General features: G+C 72.4%; 9 protein-coding genes. 7 read left to right on the top strand and 2 right to left on the bottom strand.

Going from position 1 to position 16,261, the window contains the following annotated elements:
• Window positions 1–25 precede the first annotated feature (25 nt).
• The 3 genes from OG285_RS09615 (at window position 26) to OG285_RS09605 (ending at window position 2,061) form a co-directional block, all read left to right on the top strand.
• Window positions 26–1,426: a hypothetical protein gene (locus OG285_RS09615; RefSeq protein WP_371790742.1), complete on the top strand. Its 1,401-nt coding sequence runs from the start codon at window positions 26–28 to the stop codon at window positions 1,424–1,426.
• Between the two features lie 202 nt (window positions 1,427–1,628).
• Window positions 1,629–1,880 carry a hypothetical protein gene (locus OG285_RS09610; RefSeq protein ID WP_371790741.1) on the top strand — a complete coding sequence of 84 codons (252 nt, stop codon included), beginning with the start codon at window positions 1,629–1,631 and terminating at the stop codon, window positions 1,878–1,880.
• Window positions 1,864–2,061, top strand: coding sequence for a hypothetical protein (locus OG285_RS09605; protein ID WP_371790740.1), 198 nt, complete (start codon window positions 1,864–1,866; stop codon window positions 2,059–2,061). Before OG285_RS09610 ends, OG285_RS09605 begins: the two co-directional genes overlap by 17 nt.
• Before the next feature lie 336 nt (window positions 2,062–2,397).
• Here OG285_RS09605 and OG285_RS09600 read toward each other — a convergent pair whose 3' ends face one another.
• Complete coding sequence (locus tag OG285_RS09600) at window positions 2,398–3,030, bottom strand: response regulator transcription factor (protein WP_356827145.1); 633 nt, start codon at window positions 3,028–3,030, stop codon at window positions 2,398–2,400.
• Window positions 3,031–3,303: 273 nt separating this feature from the next.
• Here OG285_RS09600 and OG285_RS09595 point away from each other — a divergent pair, with 273 nt between their 5' ends.
• Window positions 3,304–6,150, top strand: coding sequence for an AAA family ATPase (locus OG285_RS09595; protein ID WP_371790739.1), 2,847 nt, complete (start codon window positions 3,304–3,306; stop codon window positions 6,148–6,150).
• A gap of 147 nt (window positions 6,151–6,297) precedes the next feature.
• Here OG285_RS09595 and OG285_RS09590 read toward each other — a convergent pair whose 3' ends face one another.
• Complete coding sequence (locus OG285_RS09590) at window positions 6,298–7,665, bottom strand: RICIN domain-containing protein (RefSeq protein ID WP_371790738.1); 1,368 nt, start codon at window positions 7,663–7,665, stop codon at window positions 6,298–6,300.
• Between the two features lie 623 nt (window positions 7,666–8,288).
• Here OG285_RS09590 and OG285_RS09585 point away from each other — a divergent pair.
• The 3 genes from OG285_RS09585 (at window position 8,289) to eccCa (ending at window position 16,230) form a co-directional block, all read left to right on the top strand.
• Window positions 8,289–11,192 carry an AAA family ATPase gene (locus OG285_RS09585; RefSeq protein WP_371790737.1) on the top strand — a complete coding sequence of 968 codons (2,904 nt, stop codon included), beginning with the start codon at window positions 8,289–8,291 and terminating at the stop codon, window positions 11,190–11,192.
• Window positions 11,193–11,376: 184 nt separating this feature from the next.
• Complete coding sequence (locus OG285_RS09580) at window positions 11,377–12,021, top strand: response regulator transcription factor (RefSeq protein WP_356827141.1); 645 nt, start codon at window positions 11,377–11,379, stop codon at window positions 12,019–12,021.
• A gap of 258 nt (window positions 12,022–12,279) precedes the next feature.
• A complete protein-coding gene (eccCa, locus tag OG285_RS09575; protein WP_356827140.1) occupies window positions 12,280–16,230 on the top strand; it encodes a type VII secretion protein EccCa in 3,951 nt (1,316 codons plus the stop codon).
• Window positions 16,231–16,261 lie beyond the last annotated feature (31 nt).

Genomic DNA, 16,261 nt, shown 5'->3' with positions numbered 1-16,261 from the left:
GGCGATCCTCTCGCGCGCACAGGACGTGCCGCACCAACGCTCGGCTGCCTCTTCCCGCACCGAGGGCCTGGAGCGGTGGCTGGTGTCCTTGCCCCGCGAGGAGCTGCTGGCGCTGGTGCGCGAACAGGTCGAGCGGGACCACGAGTTGCGCCGTCGACTGGAACTGCGTGCGGCGAGCGCGCGACGCGACGATCCGACCGTGCGGGAGCGAGTTCTCGCCCTCCTCGATCCGGTGCCCTTCGCCCGTTACGGATGCGTCGAGTACGCCGACGCACACGCCTACGGCCGACAGGCGTCCGAAGCCGTCGCCGCACTGCGCACCCTGACCGCCGACGGTCGGGCCGCGCTGGCCGTCACCCTGGCCCGGGAGGCGATGGCAGCGCTCTGCCGAGCGTACGAGGACATCGACGACTCCTCCGGAAGTGTGGGTTCCGTCGCCGAGGAGCTCGCCGAAGCCCACTTGGAAGCGTGCCGGGCGGCGTGCCCCGACCCGCTGGAGACGGCCGAATGGCTGGCCCGCCACCTGCTGGGCGGCGACTGCGACGTCTTCGGTCCCGACCCTTTCGACTACCGCGAGGTTCTCGGCACGGACGGCCTGGCCCGGCTGCGACAGCTGGCGACCGAGGCTTGGCGGCGCAAGCCGTCCGGCTGGGCCGAGAAGTACCTGATGGAGCGGCTGGTGAAGGCGGCCGGCACCGTGGACGAGCTGATCGCCGTCTACGCGGCGGACCTTTCCCCCACGGGCGAGACCCACCTGACGATCGCCCATGAGCTCGAAGCGGCGGGCCGCCCCGACGAGGCGCTGGAGTGGGCGGAACGCGGACTGCGAGAACTGGCCGAGCCGCATCGCGGCGGCAGCGACCTGGAGGACTTCCTCTGCGAGCGCTACGCCGTGGCGGGTCAGCCGGCCCGAGCGGCCGAGGTGCGTCGGAACGGCTTCCGCGCCCGCCGCTCGCTCGCCACGTACCGGTTGCTGCGCGAGTGCGCGCGGGCCGAGGGCAGCTGGGAACGCGAGGGCCCGGTGGCCCTGGGACTGCTCCGCGAGGACGCCGACCGTTCCCGCCCCTCCTGGTACGGCGGCCCCGTGCTGATCGACGCCCTGATCGACGACGGTGACCTGGCGACCGCCTGGCAGACAGCCACTGAAGGCCAGGCCACCCCACACCAGTGGCTGACTCTCGCCGACCTGGTACGCAAAGACCGACCCGCTGACGCGCTGCCGGTGTACCTGCGCCTGATCGATCCCCTCAAGAAGATCACCGGCGACGCCAACTACCAGCAGATCGCCCGCCTGCTGCTCGGTGCCCGGGAGTGCCACCAGAAACTGGGGACGGCACAGGAGTTCGCCGACTACGTGACCGCCCTGCGCGCCGAGCAGAAGCGCAAGCGCAACCTGATGAAGCTCCTCGACCAGAACGGACTGTGAGGGCGGAGGCATGAGCGCCGGGCGGGTCTCCGCCGGGGTCGTTCTCGCCGGGCGCCGCCACGTGGCCGGGACCATGCGCCGCCGAAGTGGCCGGCCCCGCCGCGTCAACTCTGCGAACGATCCGAATGCCCTGGGGGGTGCCTCTATGTCCTTCGTCAAGGCACCGCTGTCAGGTTTGGGGTGGTTCAGGGTTGCTGGGGTTATGGGCACGGACGGCCTGGCCCGGCTGCGACAGCTGGCGACCGGGGCACGGCGGCGCAAGCCGTCCGGCTGGGCCGAGAACGGCTCTTCCGCCCACTTCACCGTGGACCGCCTCTACGGCGACGTGCCCGATACCCAGCTCCGCCTCGTCACCTGCGGTGGCAACAGAACCGCAGGCGGATACGACTCCAACCTCATCGTCTTCGCCCACCGCGTCGCACACCTGAGGAGGGGCGTTGACCACGCGGTTTGACGACGAGGACGACGAGCGGGGGAGGGCCGACGACCTCCTGGTCTCTCTGCTGCGGTCCCCTGAGATCAGCTATCTCCCGGTTCCGCCAGGTCAGTACTCCGCCGTGCGTCGGCGTGCCGGGCGGCGCCGACTCCTCCGTACAGCCGGCGGCGCCGCGCTCGCCACAGCGCCGCGCTGGTGATCGCCCTGCCCTTGCACAACGGCGCCGCATCCCCCGCCCCGACCCGGCCGCAACCTCCCCTCGCCCCGGCCCCCTTGCACACCTCACCCCCAACCCCGACCCCACCCCCGGCCTCACGCTCCGCCAGAACTCCCCCGGCCCGGAAGATGTTGGCCCCCAAACCGTCCGCCGCGTCGGGCGAAGCCCCGTCGAGCGACCGGTGACAATCGGCGACAACACGAAAGGGCTGTGGCTCGGGGGGTGCGCACACCGCGCGGTACGAGAGTCGGCCCGATGCCCTGGTGCCGACCCCGACCCCGACCCCGACCCTGGCACGGCGCTTCGGCGTCGCCGTGCTCAGATCAGGCCGGTGCGTAGGGCGTAGGAGACCGCGTGCGCGCGGTTGCGCAGGTTCAGGCGTTTCATCAGGCCGTAGAGCACGTACTTGACGGTCCGCTCGGAGTAGGCGAGCTTCTCGGCGACCTCCGACAGCTCCAGGCCCTCCGCGATGAGGCGCAGGACCTCCACCTCGCGGGGGCTGACTCCTGAGGCGGTCAGGCCGCGCGGGGTGAGGACCTCGCGGTGGGTCCACCGCACCTGCCGCATGAGGGTGCCCTGGAGGTTGGGGGGGTAGCTGCCGCCGCCGCCGGCGACGGCCAGCAGTGCCTGGGAGAAGGCCGCCGGGGTGAAGCTGTCGCGCCACAGCACGGCGCGGACCCCGCGGTCGACCGCGGCGAAGATGTCGGCCTGCCACTGCCGTCCGACCAGCAGCACGAACCGCGTGCTGGAGGATTCCGAGAGCGTGAGCAGCAGGCTGAGGATGGAAGCGTCCGCGGTGTCCACAGCGACCACGGTCACGTCGGCCTGGTCGGTCGGCGTCTCGGAGAAGCGCCGATCCTGTTGTATGAGGCTGGCCAGGCCGGCGCGCGTGAGCGCATCCGAGGCGTGGATCGCCACTCCCACTTTCTGCGTGGGTGTTTGCTGAGGCATGGAACCTTTCTCGGACAACAGAACCGTAGATCACTCCGTTGGGAGGCCGATCGTGTCACGTACGGTTCTGATCACCGCCGGGTGTGGACCGCTGGTCACCAAACGACAGGGAAACCTGGCACCAGGGCCGATCCGGTGCGCGGTGATTTTACCGAAAGTCGGATTTGGCATCATGGACTCGGCCGCCGACCGGGCCGGCGCAGGACTTTCGCACCGCGACCCGGTCCCCACCGGATGGTTCCCGCCTGCCGGGTCCTGAGTGAGGAGTCGTCGATGCAGCAGCGTGGTCCGTCCCTGCCGGGCAGGGAAGATGACGTGCGCGCGGTCGCCCGTACTCTGAGCGCCACAGGCACGGCACGGACCGTGCTGGTCACAGGACCGGCCGGGGTGGGTAAGACCACCGTCGTGGAGGCCGGTCGTCTGGCGGCGGTGCGAGGCGGCACGAAGGTACTCTCGCTCGGCCTGTCGACGGCCGAGGGGGAGCCGGGTACCGCGGCGCTGGTCGACGCGGTCTGCCGGCTGCTGAGCAGGATCCACGACGGCCGACTTCCCGTGCGAGTCACCGAGATCCGGCGCGCGGAGCTGCGGACCGCCGGGCGCGACGGGGGGCTTACCCTGCTGTCCACCATCGGCGAGGTGATCGCCGACGCGGCGAACCACATGCCGTTCGCCCTGGTGGTGGACGGCGTCGACGCCGCGAAGCCGGCAACCGTCTCCGCCCTGGGGCTGATGCTGCGTGTCTTCAGGCCGGCGGGCCTGCCGGTGGTGCTGACGTCCCGGCCCACCGCCCTGGCGGACGGCGGCGGGGACCTGGCGCTGGCCGCCGACAGCGTGCTCGCGCTGGGGCCGCTGGCGCGGGACGACGTGCGGGAACTCCTCTCGCGCCGGCTCGGCCACCCCGTCGAGCCGGACCTGGTGACGGCGGTGACCCGTTCCCTCGGCCCGCTGGGGGGCAACCCCGGCGCCCTGCTTTCGGTGCTCACCGGCATCGAGCGGGACGGCGCGCTCGTGGAGATGGACGGCCGGGTCGCCCTCAGCGAACCAACGGGCGGCCTGCGCTTCGCAGCGGAGGGGGAGACACTTTCCGCTCTTGGGTGGCCGTACCTCCCCGTGGACCACGGGCGCACCCGGATCGCGGCCGTACTGGCCCGTATGGTCGCCGCAGCCGAGGTGCGCCTGGAGGACCTGTGCCGCATGACGGCGCCGGGCGGGCCGGCCGGAAGCGACATCGCAGGGGCCGTGGACCAGTTACTCGTCCAAGGTGTGTTGAGCGCCGACCACGAGGGGCGGCTGACGTTCGCCGTGCCGGCGCTGGCGGCGGCGTTGCGGACGCTGCCGGCCACCTGCGAGGTGCGGGAGCTGCACGCGCGCATCGTGCGTTCGGTCCTCGACCGGCTGGGCCCGGTCGTCGCCGGCACCGGCCGCCCGCGGCTGGCCGGTCACGCGATCGCCGTGGGGCCGGAGCTGGACGACGAGATCACGGTGCCGCTGCTGTTGGCGGCGGCCCAGCGATACGCGCGGTTCGCCGCGCCCCGGGCGGTCGGCGTCTACGGCGCGGCGCTGGAGCGCATGCGGCCGGGGCCTGCGGCGTCCGGCGTGCTGCGCCAGGCGCTGGAACTGGGCCTGCGCCACGCTGACCACGCCGGGTCACTGGCGCTGGCCGCGCCGTTGTTCACCTGCCTGGACGCCGCGCCCGCGGACGCCGGAACGGACCTGGACTTCAGCGCCCGCGCCTGGTCTGTGGCGGCGCTGCACGAACACGCCGACGCGGCGGGGGGCCCGCGCCGGGCCGCGCTCCGGCGTATACCGGCGGCGGCCGGGCTGGTGGCGCTGGGCGGGTGGTACGGGATCGGTCCGCTGACGCCGGTAGTACCGGGCGCCGTGCCCGAGGCGGACGGGCCCCCTCGCGGTCCGCTGCCCACGCCGGCGGAGACCCGGCTGCTGGCGGCTGTGGTGGGCGGGCGGCCCGAGAGCGAACGGGCCCGGCGCGATCTTCCGGGGGCGGTGGAGGGCGTGGCCTGGGACCGGCTGCGCTCCGCCGCCGCCTGCGGCGACCTGGCCGGTGCTCTGGAAGCGGTGCTGGGGGACCGGTACGCCAAGGTCGGCGACAGCACCGCGGTGCGATATCACGCGGTGGTCCGCGACTACCTCGCCGGCCGCTGGGACGAGGCGCTCGCCGGGGTCCGCAGGATCGAATTGCGGGGCCGAACCCAGGATTTCTCCGGTGTCGCGCAACTCGCTCGGGCACTGGCGGGCGAGATCCACTGGATGCGCGGCGACATCCAGCGGGCCCGCGCCTGGCTGGAGCTCATACCCGAGACCGTCTCCCACCCTCTGGTCGGGCGGGCGTGGCTGGGTGTCCGTCTCACGGAGGGTGCGCCGGACGAGGCGTTCGAGCGGGGGTGGCGGGACGTCCGGCGGGCGCGCGAGAACGGCATGCTCGCGGGGCTGGACCGACTGGTGCTGCGGCTGCTCTCGTACGGTTCAAGGGAAGGCCGCCAGGGCGACTGCGCGCGAGCCCAGGAGGAACTGGAGGCGCTGCACGCCGAAATGGATTCCCCGATGACGCGGGAGTCGCTGCTTCTGGGACGGGCACTGCTGCACGGCGATGTCGAGAGTGCGCGGACCGCCTTCTCCCTGGTGCGGCGGCGTGGCGACCGGCCGTTGTCGCTGCTCGCACGGGAGTGCCTGGTCGCGGTGGGCGACAACCCCCAGACCTGGCTTGACGAGGCGGTGCGTGAGGCGCAGTCGCTCGGGGCTTCGACGTTCCTGCGTACGATGCTCGCCGTCCGGGCCCGGGGGAGCGGCCTGAAGCTGAGCCTGCCCAGGCGGCGGGCGGCGCCGGCCGAACTGAGCGAGAGCGATGTGCGCCTGATCGACCTGGTGAGCGACGGCGAGACCAACCGGCGGATAGCCGCCCACATGGCGTGCAGCGAGAAGACGGTGGAGCAGCGCCTGACGAGGCTCTTCCAGCGCACCGGCTGCCGGTCCCGCGCTGAGCTGGCCGCGTCCCGGCTGGACGGGAGCCTGGCCAGGCTGGGGCTGCTGCCGGACGGGCGGGCGCTGGACGGGGCAGGCGAACATGTGGTGTCGCCCGGCCACCTGGAGACGCTGGGGTGACGGCAGGACGCGGCGCGGTCGACGCTCACGGCCGGGTGCTGAAGCCGGGTGAGCGGTGCTGTGACGGCGGAGGGCCGCCGGGCTTGTGAAGCCGGGCGGCCCTCGTGCGTCGCCAGGGGGCCGGGGAGCCCTCGGGACCTTGTGGTGTCACCAGGTCCAGTTGGTGTCAGCCGTCCCGCAGGAGCGCAGGGCGAGTCGGGCGTCCACGCCGGCGCCGGGCCCCCCGCTGACGCCCAGGCACCGGCCTTCGCTCTTGGCGTTACGGAGCTGGTAGTGGTTGTCCGGTCCGGGCCAGATGTACCAGGTTTGGTTGTCCCGGGTGCTTTCGTTGCACGGGTACTCGGAGACCTCGGTGCCCACCGGCTTGCTCCCGTAGCGCGGCAGGTCCATACACAGGCCGTCCTTGATGTTGCGGATCACGAAGAGGTTCGCTTCCCCGGGCCCCTTGTCGTTCACCATTGCCAGATTCCACATCTGGTTGTCGCTGTCACCGGCCTGGCAATGGAACTGGCTGACGGGGCCGTTGACCGACCCCGTGCCGTGGTCCGGCAGGTCGGCGCAGAGCCCTGTGGCGTCGTTGTGCAGCAGCACCTGCGAGGAGCCCCCGAACAACCGGGAGGCCCCCGGGGCCAGCGCGACAGACGACTTCGCGTTCTTCTCGGAGGAGTGATCCGCCGGGGTGGAGCCGTGTTCGGCAGCCCGACCGGCAGTGTCCTTGTCCTTCGGCTTCGTGGCGTGGTGCTTCTTCGAGGAAGCGGAAGGAGAGGAAGAGGGGTGGTTTTTGGGTGAAGGGGAGTTTTTGGGTGAAGGTGAAGGGGAGTGCTGGGGTGAGGAGGAGGACCCGGGGCTGCCGGGTACGGGGCCCCTCGGGATATCGGCCATGGTGGCCTGGTGGTCCGCGGACTGATGCCGCGAGCCCGAGATCACGAGCACCGACACCACCGCCAGCACCACCGCGCTCGCGACCACCCCGGCGAGCAGGTTCCTGCGGGGGTGATGCTCCCCCGGCGTCGCCGACGCGGAGTCCGCGTCCTGGTTCGCCGACCTCGCGGAGGTCGCCGCCCCTGCCGCGGCCGCCGCGCTTGTCGCGCTCGCTTTGTTCGACGCGCCTGCGGTGTTCGACGCGCCTGCGGTGTTCGACGCGCCTGCGGTGTTCGACGCGCCTGCGGTGCTCGCGGTGCCTGCCGTGCTCGCCGGTGTCGTCGGCGACTTCGGAGGTGTTGTCGGTTCCGGTGCCCTCCGCGTTTCCGGTGTCTCCCCCGTCTCCGCCGTCTTCGGCTTCGACGCGGCGGACGCCGTAGGTGGTGCGGCGGGCACGGTGGGTATGGACTGCGTCGGCGCTGACACCGCGGGCGGAGTGGTGGGCGTTGACGCCGGCGGCGGTGTGGTGGAAGTGGTGTCCGCGGCCGACGCGTCGCCGGCGTCGGGGTGCGGAGTGTTCGCGCTGCCGGTGCCCTGGTCCCAGAGCGCGGGCGAGTCGTCGGCCAGGGTCTGCAGGCGCGCCGCGGATCTCATGCGCTGCACCAGACGTCCACGCAGACGGGGGCCGGTGGGGCCGCTCGGGTCGCTTTTCGGTGGTGGGGAGCCGGAAGTGCCGGGACCCGGCACCGGCGACTCGGCGGTGGGCGCCGGGGGCCCCGGGCTCTCCGCGACGTGGGGCTCCCGCCCGGAGGAGCGGGCAGACTGCGTAGCCAGGGTGTGCCTCCTTGGCGGAGTGGCGGGGTCGGAGGGGGCCGGCGACGGCCGACCTCACCTGCCCGGGGATCATAGTTCTTCTTCCCGGAGCCCGGGACCCATGGCCCGTGCCTGGCCCCGGCTATGGCGCGGACGTACAGCAGGCGACCGTGCGAACGGGCAGTGCCCGCCGAGCCACCGGCGTGGGGCGCCGCCGTTCCGCGCTTCGTACGGCGAGGCGTGCGCCGTTCCCCTGGGCCGTCGCGGGCGGAGCGGGTGAGAGAGGTGGGGCACTGTGGGCCGGAATGTGGAGGGAACGTAGCCTTCTCGCAGTGGCACCCGAGTCGTGAGTTGCCCCCGATTCGTGAGTGACACCCGAGAACACCAGGCCCCTCTCGTGCGGCGAACCACCGAGCGGTCGGCCCGGCCTACCGCGGTCCGGTAGGCGAACCGCTGGAGGAGGCATGGGTAATCGAAGCGGACCGGCCACGGACGGCTTCGCCGCGACGCCGTCGCGGCCGGCCCCGGCGTCCGGCACGGACCGGGCCCCGGTGTACCCGCCCGTGCGCGAGCGGGCCCTGGAGGAGGCCCGGCAGCGCCTCTTCGCCTCCGAGGGGCCGAACCTGCTGGTCGTCGAGGGGGAACGGGGCGCGGGCCGGTCCACGTTCGCGCACGCCCTCGCCGCCGCGGCGCGGGCGGAGGGCATCGGGGTCTCGTTCCTGACCTGTGGCGTCGAGGACGGACGGCGTCCGCTGCTGCTGGCGCTGCGGCTGGTCAAGGAGCTCGAACGGCACCGGCAGATCCTGCCGGTCCCGCGGAGGGCGGGTGGTGGGGCGGCGGACGCGCTGGCCGCCGTCGAACTCGGCGACCGGTCCGCCGTGGTCCAGGCGCTGGTGGCCGCCCTGGCGCGGTCCGCCCCTCTGACCCTCGTGGTCGACGACGCCCAGAACGCCGACGCCGAGTCGCTGGACCTGCTCACCGGCGTCGACCTGGAGAGGGTGGCGCCCGATGTGCGGCTGGTCGTGTCGGCGGTCCGGCACGGCGGGGCCGAGCGGCACGCGCGGGGAGGCGACGCGGTGGAGCGTCTCGCGCACCGCCGTGGCGCGCACCGCGCCGTCCTGCCGCGTCTGGAGCGGGCGGAGGTCGCCGCGGTGGTGAGCCGGCGACTGCACGCGCTCGCTGACCCCGAACTGGTCCGAGCGGTACACGAGCTGAGCGGTGGCGTGCCGGCGGCCGTCGACGGGCTGCTCACCGCGTGGTCCAGGGCCGGCGCGATCCGGGCGCTCGACGGCCGCGTCCTGCTGGCTCCGGGGACGCCGCCGCCTCAACTGCCGGACGATGACCGTTTCGTCGCGGCGCTGCGCGCGCTGGATGAGCCGGGCCGGACGGTGGCGGCGGCGCTGAGCGTCCTGTGGCCGCTGGGCCGGAAGGCCCTGACGCACACGGCGGAGGCGACCGGGCTCTCCCCGGCGGTCGTGGACGACGGCCTGCGCGCTCTGCTCGGCGCGGGGATCGTGGTGGAACTGCCGGGTCCCGAGGGCGCCGCGCCACGCGGCTGGGCGTTCTCCCTGCCGCTGCTGGAGCGGACGGTCCGCGACCGGCTGGGCCCGCTGGAACGCGACCGGCTGTCGGCCGCCGCTGTGGGGGCGGTCGACAAGGCGAAGGACGACACGCGGGCCGGGTCGCGGGGCGCGGCGGCCGGACTCCTGGCCGAGGCCGACCCCGACACGTACCTGCCTGACCGGCTGACCGAGCTGAACTCCTGCCTGGACCGCCCGCGTGCGGTGGCCGAGTTGGTGGCGGCGGCCGACCGGCTGCACCCGGACGCGGACCGGCGCGGGATGCTGCGGTGGCTGCGGGCCGCAGTGCGCTTCGCCGAGGAGCCGGCGGTGCGGGACGACCTGACCCGGCAGTACGTGGGGATGGCCTACACGGCGGGCGAGTACGAGGCCGTCCGCCCCGCCGCCGCGTCGATACTGCGCGACCCGGCCGGCTTCGGTGTGGTGGCGCTCCAGGAGACCGCGGCCCTGATGGCGGGCTCCGTGGCCGCAGCCGGCGACCGGATGTGGCTGGACCGGCTGGCCTCAGGTCACTGGTGGCAGACGCGGGGCCTGCCGGTTGTGGTGGAGGTCACCGGTCGGGCCCTGGCGCTGTGCGGGCAGGGCCGGTGGGCGCGGGCCCTGACCCTGCTCGCTGAGACCGAGCGGGAGTGGGACGACGGCGGGGATGTCGGGGTGCTCCCGGCACTGCTGCGTGCCGTGGCCGAACTCGTCAGGGGTGAGCCGGAGCGGTTCACCCGGTCGCTGGCCCGCCCGGAGGTGGACGGGCTGTCCCGCTGGGGGCGGCAGGCGGCGACACTGCTCCAGGTGGACCAGCTCCTCGGCGCCGGAGAACTGCTGGAGGCCGGGGCGGTGCTGGAGCGCTGGGGGATGACCGAGCGGGCACTCCCCCCGTACAGCCTGTTCCTCCGACGCCAGATGGAGGGTCGCTGGGACGACGCGCTGGCGGTGGCCCGGCGACTGCTGGTGAGTAGTCAGGCCGCCGCTCCCGGGCACCACCTGCTGCCCGAACGGATGGCGACCGTGCTGCTCGCCCGTGGCCACACCCGCGGCGCTCAACAACTCCTGGACGACGCGCGCGGGCAGGTCACCGGGCCGGCCGAATCGCTGCTCGACCGGGCCGAGGCGGAACTGGCAAGGACACTCGGCGACCTCTGCGGAGCGGAGCAGACGCTGCGGCGCGGGCTGAAGGCCGCGGCGGCGGGCGCATACGTCTACGGCACGGACGAGCTGTGGGCCGCCCTGGCGGAGGTGTGCCTGGACACCGGCCAGGTGGCCTGGGCGCGGGAATGCCTGCGTCGGCTGGAGGGGGTGGCGAAGCGGACCGGCGGGAGCCGGGCGCGCCTGCTCCACCTTCGGGCCGCGGCCCGGCTCCCCGAGCAGGAAGCGACCACGGCCCGGGACCTCCTGCGGGAGGCGGTGGACCTCGCCCGGTCCCGGAGCCAGCCGTTCGAGACCGCAGTGACGCTACTGGCCGCCGCACCGTCCAGCCACGATCCCGCGGCCCTGCTCCACGAGGCGTACCGGTTGTTCGGTGACGTCGGCGCGCCGCTGTGGCGGTTCCGCACCCGCGTCGCCATCCGGGAGAGCGGCAACTCCGTCCCGGGGCGCAAGGAGGCCGCGGCGGAGAACGAACGGCTGCTGGCCGTGCTCGTGGCCGAAGGGTTGTCCAACCGTCAGATATCCAGCGTCCTCGGCCTCAGCGGGGACGCGGTGGCCAACCGGCTGACCCGGCTCTTCGCCCGTGCCGGAGTGCGGTCTCGTGCGGAGCTCGTGGCCGGGGTGCGCACCGGGCACCTGGAGTGCTGAGTCGGGCGATGCTCACGGGTCGGCCCACCACAAAGCAGCCCAATCCGTACGGATATTCCAGCCGCCATGTTTCCCCATGCCTTGGGCGGCGGGGTCGCTGAAGGCGGTAGGGCGCCTTCCGCTCGTGGCACGATCGGCCCGTTCGGTCCTCCGCACCCCGCACATGCCCCAGGAGAGTGCGCGCATGCCACTACAGACACTCGTCGACACCACGCGTGTCGCGATACACGCGCCGGAAGGCATCGTCCGTGCCGGTCTGGTCAGCTACCTCCAGCACGACCGTGAACTGAGAGAGGTGCCCGTCGGCGACATACGCGACGGCGACGTCGTGGTGGTGGCCGCTGAAGTCGCCGACGCCTCCGCGCTGGAGGTCCTGCGCGAGCTCAGCGGCGACGCCGACATCCTGTTCGTCCTCGTCCTGGCCGGGCGGCAGTGGCGCGCCGACATCTCCTCTGCCGTCGACCACGGGGTGCGCGCGGTGCTGTGGCGGGACTCCTTCAACCCGGACGAATTCACCCAGACCCTGCTCACCGTCGCGCGGGGCGGCGGTAGTTTCCCCGCCTCCCTCCAGGGGGCACTGATGGAGCAGGTCCAGAGCATCCAGCGTGAGGTCCTGGTGCCCCGGGGGCTGGCGGCCGCCGGGATCAGCTCCCGTGAGATGGATGTGCTGCGGCTCGTCGCCGAGGGGGAGGAGCTGTCGCAGATCGCCACGAAGCTGTGCTACTCCGAGCGCACCATCAAGTACGTGCTGTACGGCTTGATGAAGCGGCTTCAGCTCCGCAACCGCGCGCACGCCGTCTCCTACGCCATCCGCTCCGGCCTCATCTGACGCCGCGCCCCCGCCGGGCCGCCGGGGCAGGCCCCGCACCGCCGGACGACGTACCTCGCCACCTCGCCGTTCGACGCACTCGTCGCGCCGCGACCCCAGGTCACCGATGCACTGGCAGGCAGAGTTCCGCTGTCCGGAAGGACAACGTCCACTCTCCGGATCACGTCACCGCGCCACCGCTCTCTAGTGTGGAAACGGCAGCCATGTTGCCATGCCGCGGCACTGCCCGGGCCCACCACCATCTTGAAGGACTGACCGATGAGCACCGTGGTCGTCAAACGCTCACCTCGTGTCTCCGGCCCTGAGGCACCGGAAGGACAGATCGAGCTTGCCGAGCCTCCCGCTCTCGGCGAACCAGTGACCGCGGACTTCACCTCGGCGCTGGTCTACCTGCCGATGCTGCTGGGCGTGGGCGCCATGGCGATGATGTTCACGATGGGTTCCAGCTCGCCCACCACGTTCATGATGTCCGGGATGATGGGCACGGCCATGCTGAGCATGGCGATCACCCAGCTCGGCCGCCGAGGCGCCGAGCGCAAGCGAAAGATGCGCTCCGAGCGCCGCGACTACCTGCGCTACCTGGCCCAGCTACGCCGCCAGGTGCGGCACGCGGCGGCCGAGCAGCGCGCCGCCGCCTACTGGAACAACCCACACCCGCAGGACCTGTGGGTGATGGCTTCCGGCCAGCGCCTGTGGGAACGCAGGGGCGGGCACGAGGACTACTCCGAGGTGCGCGTCGGGCTGGGCTCGCGCAGAGCGGGCCTGGTCCTGCTGCCGCCGGAGACCAAGCCGGTGGAGGACCTCGAACCGCTCTCGGCGATCTCGCTGCGCCGCTTCACCAAGGCGTACCAGAACGTCACCAACCTGCCGGTGACAGTGCCGCTGCGCCGGTTCACCAGCGTGGAACTGGCCGGCGACGGCGAGGCGGCGCTGGGCCTGCTGCGCGCCCTGGTGGGCCAGCTCGTCGTGGCCCACGCGCCGGACGAGATGCGCGTCGCGCTGCTTACCGACACGGAGGGCCGCACCGAGTGGGACTGGCTGAAGTGGCTGCCCCACAACGCTCACCCGTTCCTTGAGGACGAGACCGGTCCGCTACGGCTGGTTGCTGACGACCACGACGTACTGATGGACCTCCTCGGACCCGAGGTGAGCGAGCGCGGCGAGCACGAGCCCGGCTCGCCCCCACGCCCTGCCGAGCCCTTCATCGTCGTACTCGCCTACCGGGTGTACATCCCCGAGACCTCACGGCTGCTGGCCGGCATGCGCAACGTCGTACTGCTGGACGTCACAGGCGCGATGACCGGCGGTGACAACGTGCTGCGGCTGACCGTGCGCGACGGCGAGGTGCAATACCCGGCGGGGGACACCGTGGTCACAGCGAGCGTCGACTCGCTGTCCCCGACGGCCGCCGAGGAACTCGCCCGCGTCCTGGCGCCGATGCGCACCTCCAGCGGCGGCATCGAGATCGTCGAGCAGCCGCTGGAGACCGACTTCGACCTCGCCACGCTGCTCGGTATCCGCGACCCACGCGCCTTCGACGTGGCCTCCCTGTGGCGCACTCGGACCGCGCAGAGCTCGCGGCTGCGGGTGCCGATCGGCATCACCGAGGACAACGAGGTCCTGGAACTGGACATCAAGGAGTCCGCCCAGTCCGGGATGGGCCCGCACGGCCTCCTGATCGGCGCGACCGGTTCCGGTAAGAGTGAGCTGGTGCGCACCCTGGTCATCGGGCTCGCAGCGACGCACTCATCGGACGTCCTCAACTTCGTACTGGTGGACTTCAAGGGTGGTGCGACCTTCCTCAATATGGACCGGTTGCCGCACACCTCCGCGGTCATCACCAACCTGGCCGACGAACTCCACCTCGTGGACCGCATGCGGGACTCACTCCAGGGCGAGATGACGCGACGGCAGGAGCTGCTCCGCGAGAGCGGCCACTCCTCGCTGTACGACTACGAGAAGGCCCGGCTCGGCGGAGCGCCGCTGACGCCCCTGCCCTCGCTGGTGATCGTCGTCGACGAGTTCTCCGAACTACTCGCGAACAAGCCGGAGTTCGTCGACCTCTTCGTCTCCATCGGACGCCTCGGCCGGTCGCTCGGCGTGCATCTGCTGCTGGCCTCCCAGCGCCTGGACGAGGGCCGCATCCACCGCGTCGAGGGCCACCTGTCCTACCGGCTCGCGCTGCGCACCTTCTCCTCGATGGAGTCCCGCAGCGTCATCGGCGTCGGCTCCGCCTACGAGCTGCCGTCAGCGCCGGGCAACGGCTACCTGAAGGTGGACACCACCAACCTGGCCCGCTTCAAGGCCGCCTACGTCTCAGGCCCGGCCCCCGTACCGCAGAGCGCGTCCCGTCCGGCCGAGCTGACCGGCGGTTCGCAGGAGATCGTCGCCTTCGGCATGGAGCAGCGCACCCCGGTGCCGCGCGAAGAGGAGGAAGCGGGGGAGGCGAACGCCCAGTCGACAGAACCCGCCGCCGAGGACGAGCAGAGTCTGCTGGAGGTCCTGGTCGGCCGGCTGGAGGGCGCCGGCCCACCCGCACGCCAGGTGTGGCTGCCGCCGCTGGACTTCTCGCCCAGCCTCGACCAGATGCTGCCAGGTATCGTCCCCGACCCCGAGCGCGGCATGAGCGCAGCCGACTACCCGGCACTCGGCCAGCTACGCGTGCCGCTCGGCATGGTCGACCGGCCCTACGAGCAGCTCCGCGAACTGCTGGTCGCCGACCTCTCCGGCGCCGACGGCCACCTGGCCATCGCCGGTGCACCGCAGAGCGGCAAGTCCACGACGCTGCGCACCCTGATGCTCTCCCTCGCCCTCACCCACACGCCGCGCGAGGTGCAGTTCTACTGCCTCGACTTCGGTGGTGGCGGTCTCCAGTCCACCGCGGGCCTGCCACACGTCGGCTCGGTCGCCACCCGTATGGAGCGGGACCGGGTGACACGTACCGTGGAGGAGCTCACCCAGCTTCTGGAGGCGCGCGAGCAGCGCTTCACCGAGCGGGGCCTGGAGTCGATGTCGGCCTACCGGCAGCTTAGGGACGGCGGCGAGATCGACGATCCTTACGGCGACGTCTTCCTCGTCATCGACAACTGGGGAACCCTGAAGCAGGACTTCGAGGAGCTCGAACCGCGCATCACCGACCTGGCTGCCCGGGGCCTGTCCTTCGGCCTGCACGTGGTGGTCTCCGCGGTGCGCTGGTCGGAGATCCGGCCCCGCGCCCGCGACCTGTTCGGCACCAAGCTCGAACTCCGTCTCGGTGACAGCGTGGAGTCCGAGCTCGGCTCCAAGCTCGCAGCGAGCGTGCCTCAGCAGCCCGGCCGTGGCCTGACCAAGTCCAAGCTGCACTTCCTGTCAGCGCTGCCCCGGCTGGACAGTTCCTCCGATACCGGAGACCTCACCGCGGCGACCAGGTCGGCCGTCGCGGAGATCGACACGTTCTGGACCGGACGGCAGGCCCCCGGCGTGCGGATGCTGCCCGCCAAGCTGCCGCTGGACAAGCTCCCCGCGCCGGAGGGCGATCTGCGGGTCGCCCTGGGCTGGGACGAGCAGCGCCTCGCCCCGGTGTGGCACGACTTCGGCGTCGCCCCGCACCTGATGGTCTTCGGCGACGCCGAGACAGGCAAGACCAATGTCCTGCGCCTGACGATCGATGCCATCATCCGCCGCTACCAGCCGGACGAGGCCCGCATCCTGCTCGCCGACACCCGACGCGACCTGCTCAGCATGGTCCCTGAGGAGTACCGGGTGGGCTTCGCTGTGGACGGTGAGAGCCTCACCCAACTCGCCGGCAACGCGGCGGTGTCGGTCGGCAAGCGTGTTCCCGGCCCCGACATCGCCCCCGAGCGCCTGCCCCGGCGTGACTGGTGGACCGGTCCGCGGCTCTTCATGCTCATCGACGACTACGACCTCTACGGCGGTGCGCCCGGCAGCGGTTCGCCGCTCAACCCGCTCGCCCCGATGCTCGCCCACTCCGTGAACATCGGCCTGCACCTGGTGATTTCCCGATCCACCTCGGGAGCGAGCCGCGCCATGATGGACCCGGTGCTGCGCCGGATCTGGGAACTGGGCAACCCGGCGCTGCTGCACTCCTATCCCAAGGAGGAAGGTAAGTTCATCGGTGAGGCCAGGCCGCGGACTCTGCCGGCCGGCCGTGCGCAGCTCGTCACCCGCCGCGGCGTGCGTCTGATGCAGGTCGGCTACGCGGGTCCCTGACGCCAGGCCCGCCCCCGACCAGGCCGCCGCG

The sequence above is a fragment of the Streptomyces sp. NBC_01471 genome (genome assembly GCF_041438865.1).
GTDB lineage: Bacteria > Actinomycetota > Actinomycetes > Streptomycetales > Streptomycetaceae > Streptomyces.
This window is presented reverse-complemented; position numbering and strand designations above follow the sequence as displayed.

What these genes read in the sequence shown, in the direction of transcription:
- OG285_RS09595 (WP_371790739.1), top strand. Translation starts at nt 3,304, where the DNA reads ATGCAGCAGCGTGGTCCGTCCCTGCCGGGCAGGGAAGATGACGTGCGC.
- OG285_RS09580 (WP_356827141.1), top strand. Translation starts at nt 11,377, where the DNA reads ATGCCACTACAGACACTCGTCGACACCACGCGTGTCGCGATACACGCG.
- OG285_RS09585 (WP_371790737.1), top strand. Translation starts at nt 8,289, where the DNA reads ATGGGTAATCGAAGCGGACCGGCCACGGACGGCTTCGCCGCGACGCCG.
- OG285_RS09610 (WP_371790741.1), top strand. Translation starts at nt 1,629, where the DNA reads ATGGGCACGGACGGCCTGGCCCGGCTGCGACAGCTGGCGACCGGGGCA.
- OG285_RS09590 (WP_371790738.1), bottom strand. Translation starts at nt 7,665, where the DNA reads ATGAGATCCGCGGCGCGCCTGCAGACCCTGGCCGACGACTCGCCCGCG.
- eccCa (WP_356827140.1), top strand. Translation starts at nt 12,280, where the DNA reads ATGAGCACCGTGGTCGTCAAACGCTCACCTCGTGTCTCCGGCCCTGAG.
- OG285_RS09600 (WP_356827145.1), bottom strand. Translation starts at nt 3,030, where the DNA reads ATGCCTCAGCAAACACCCACGCAGAAAGTGGGAGTGGCGATCCACGCC.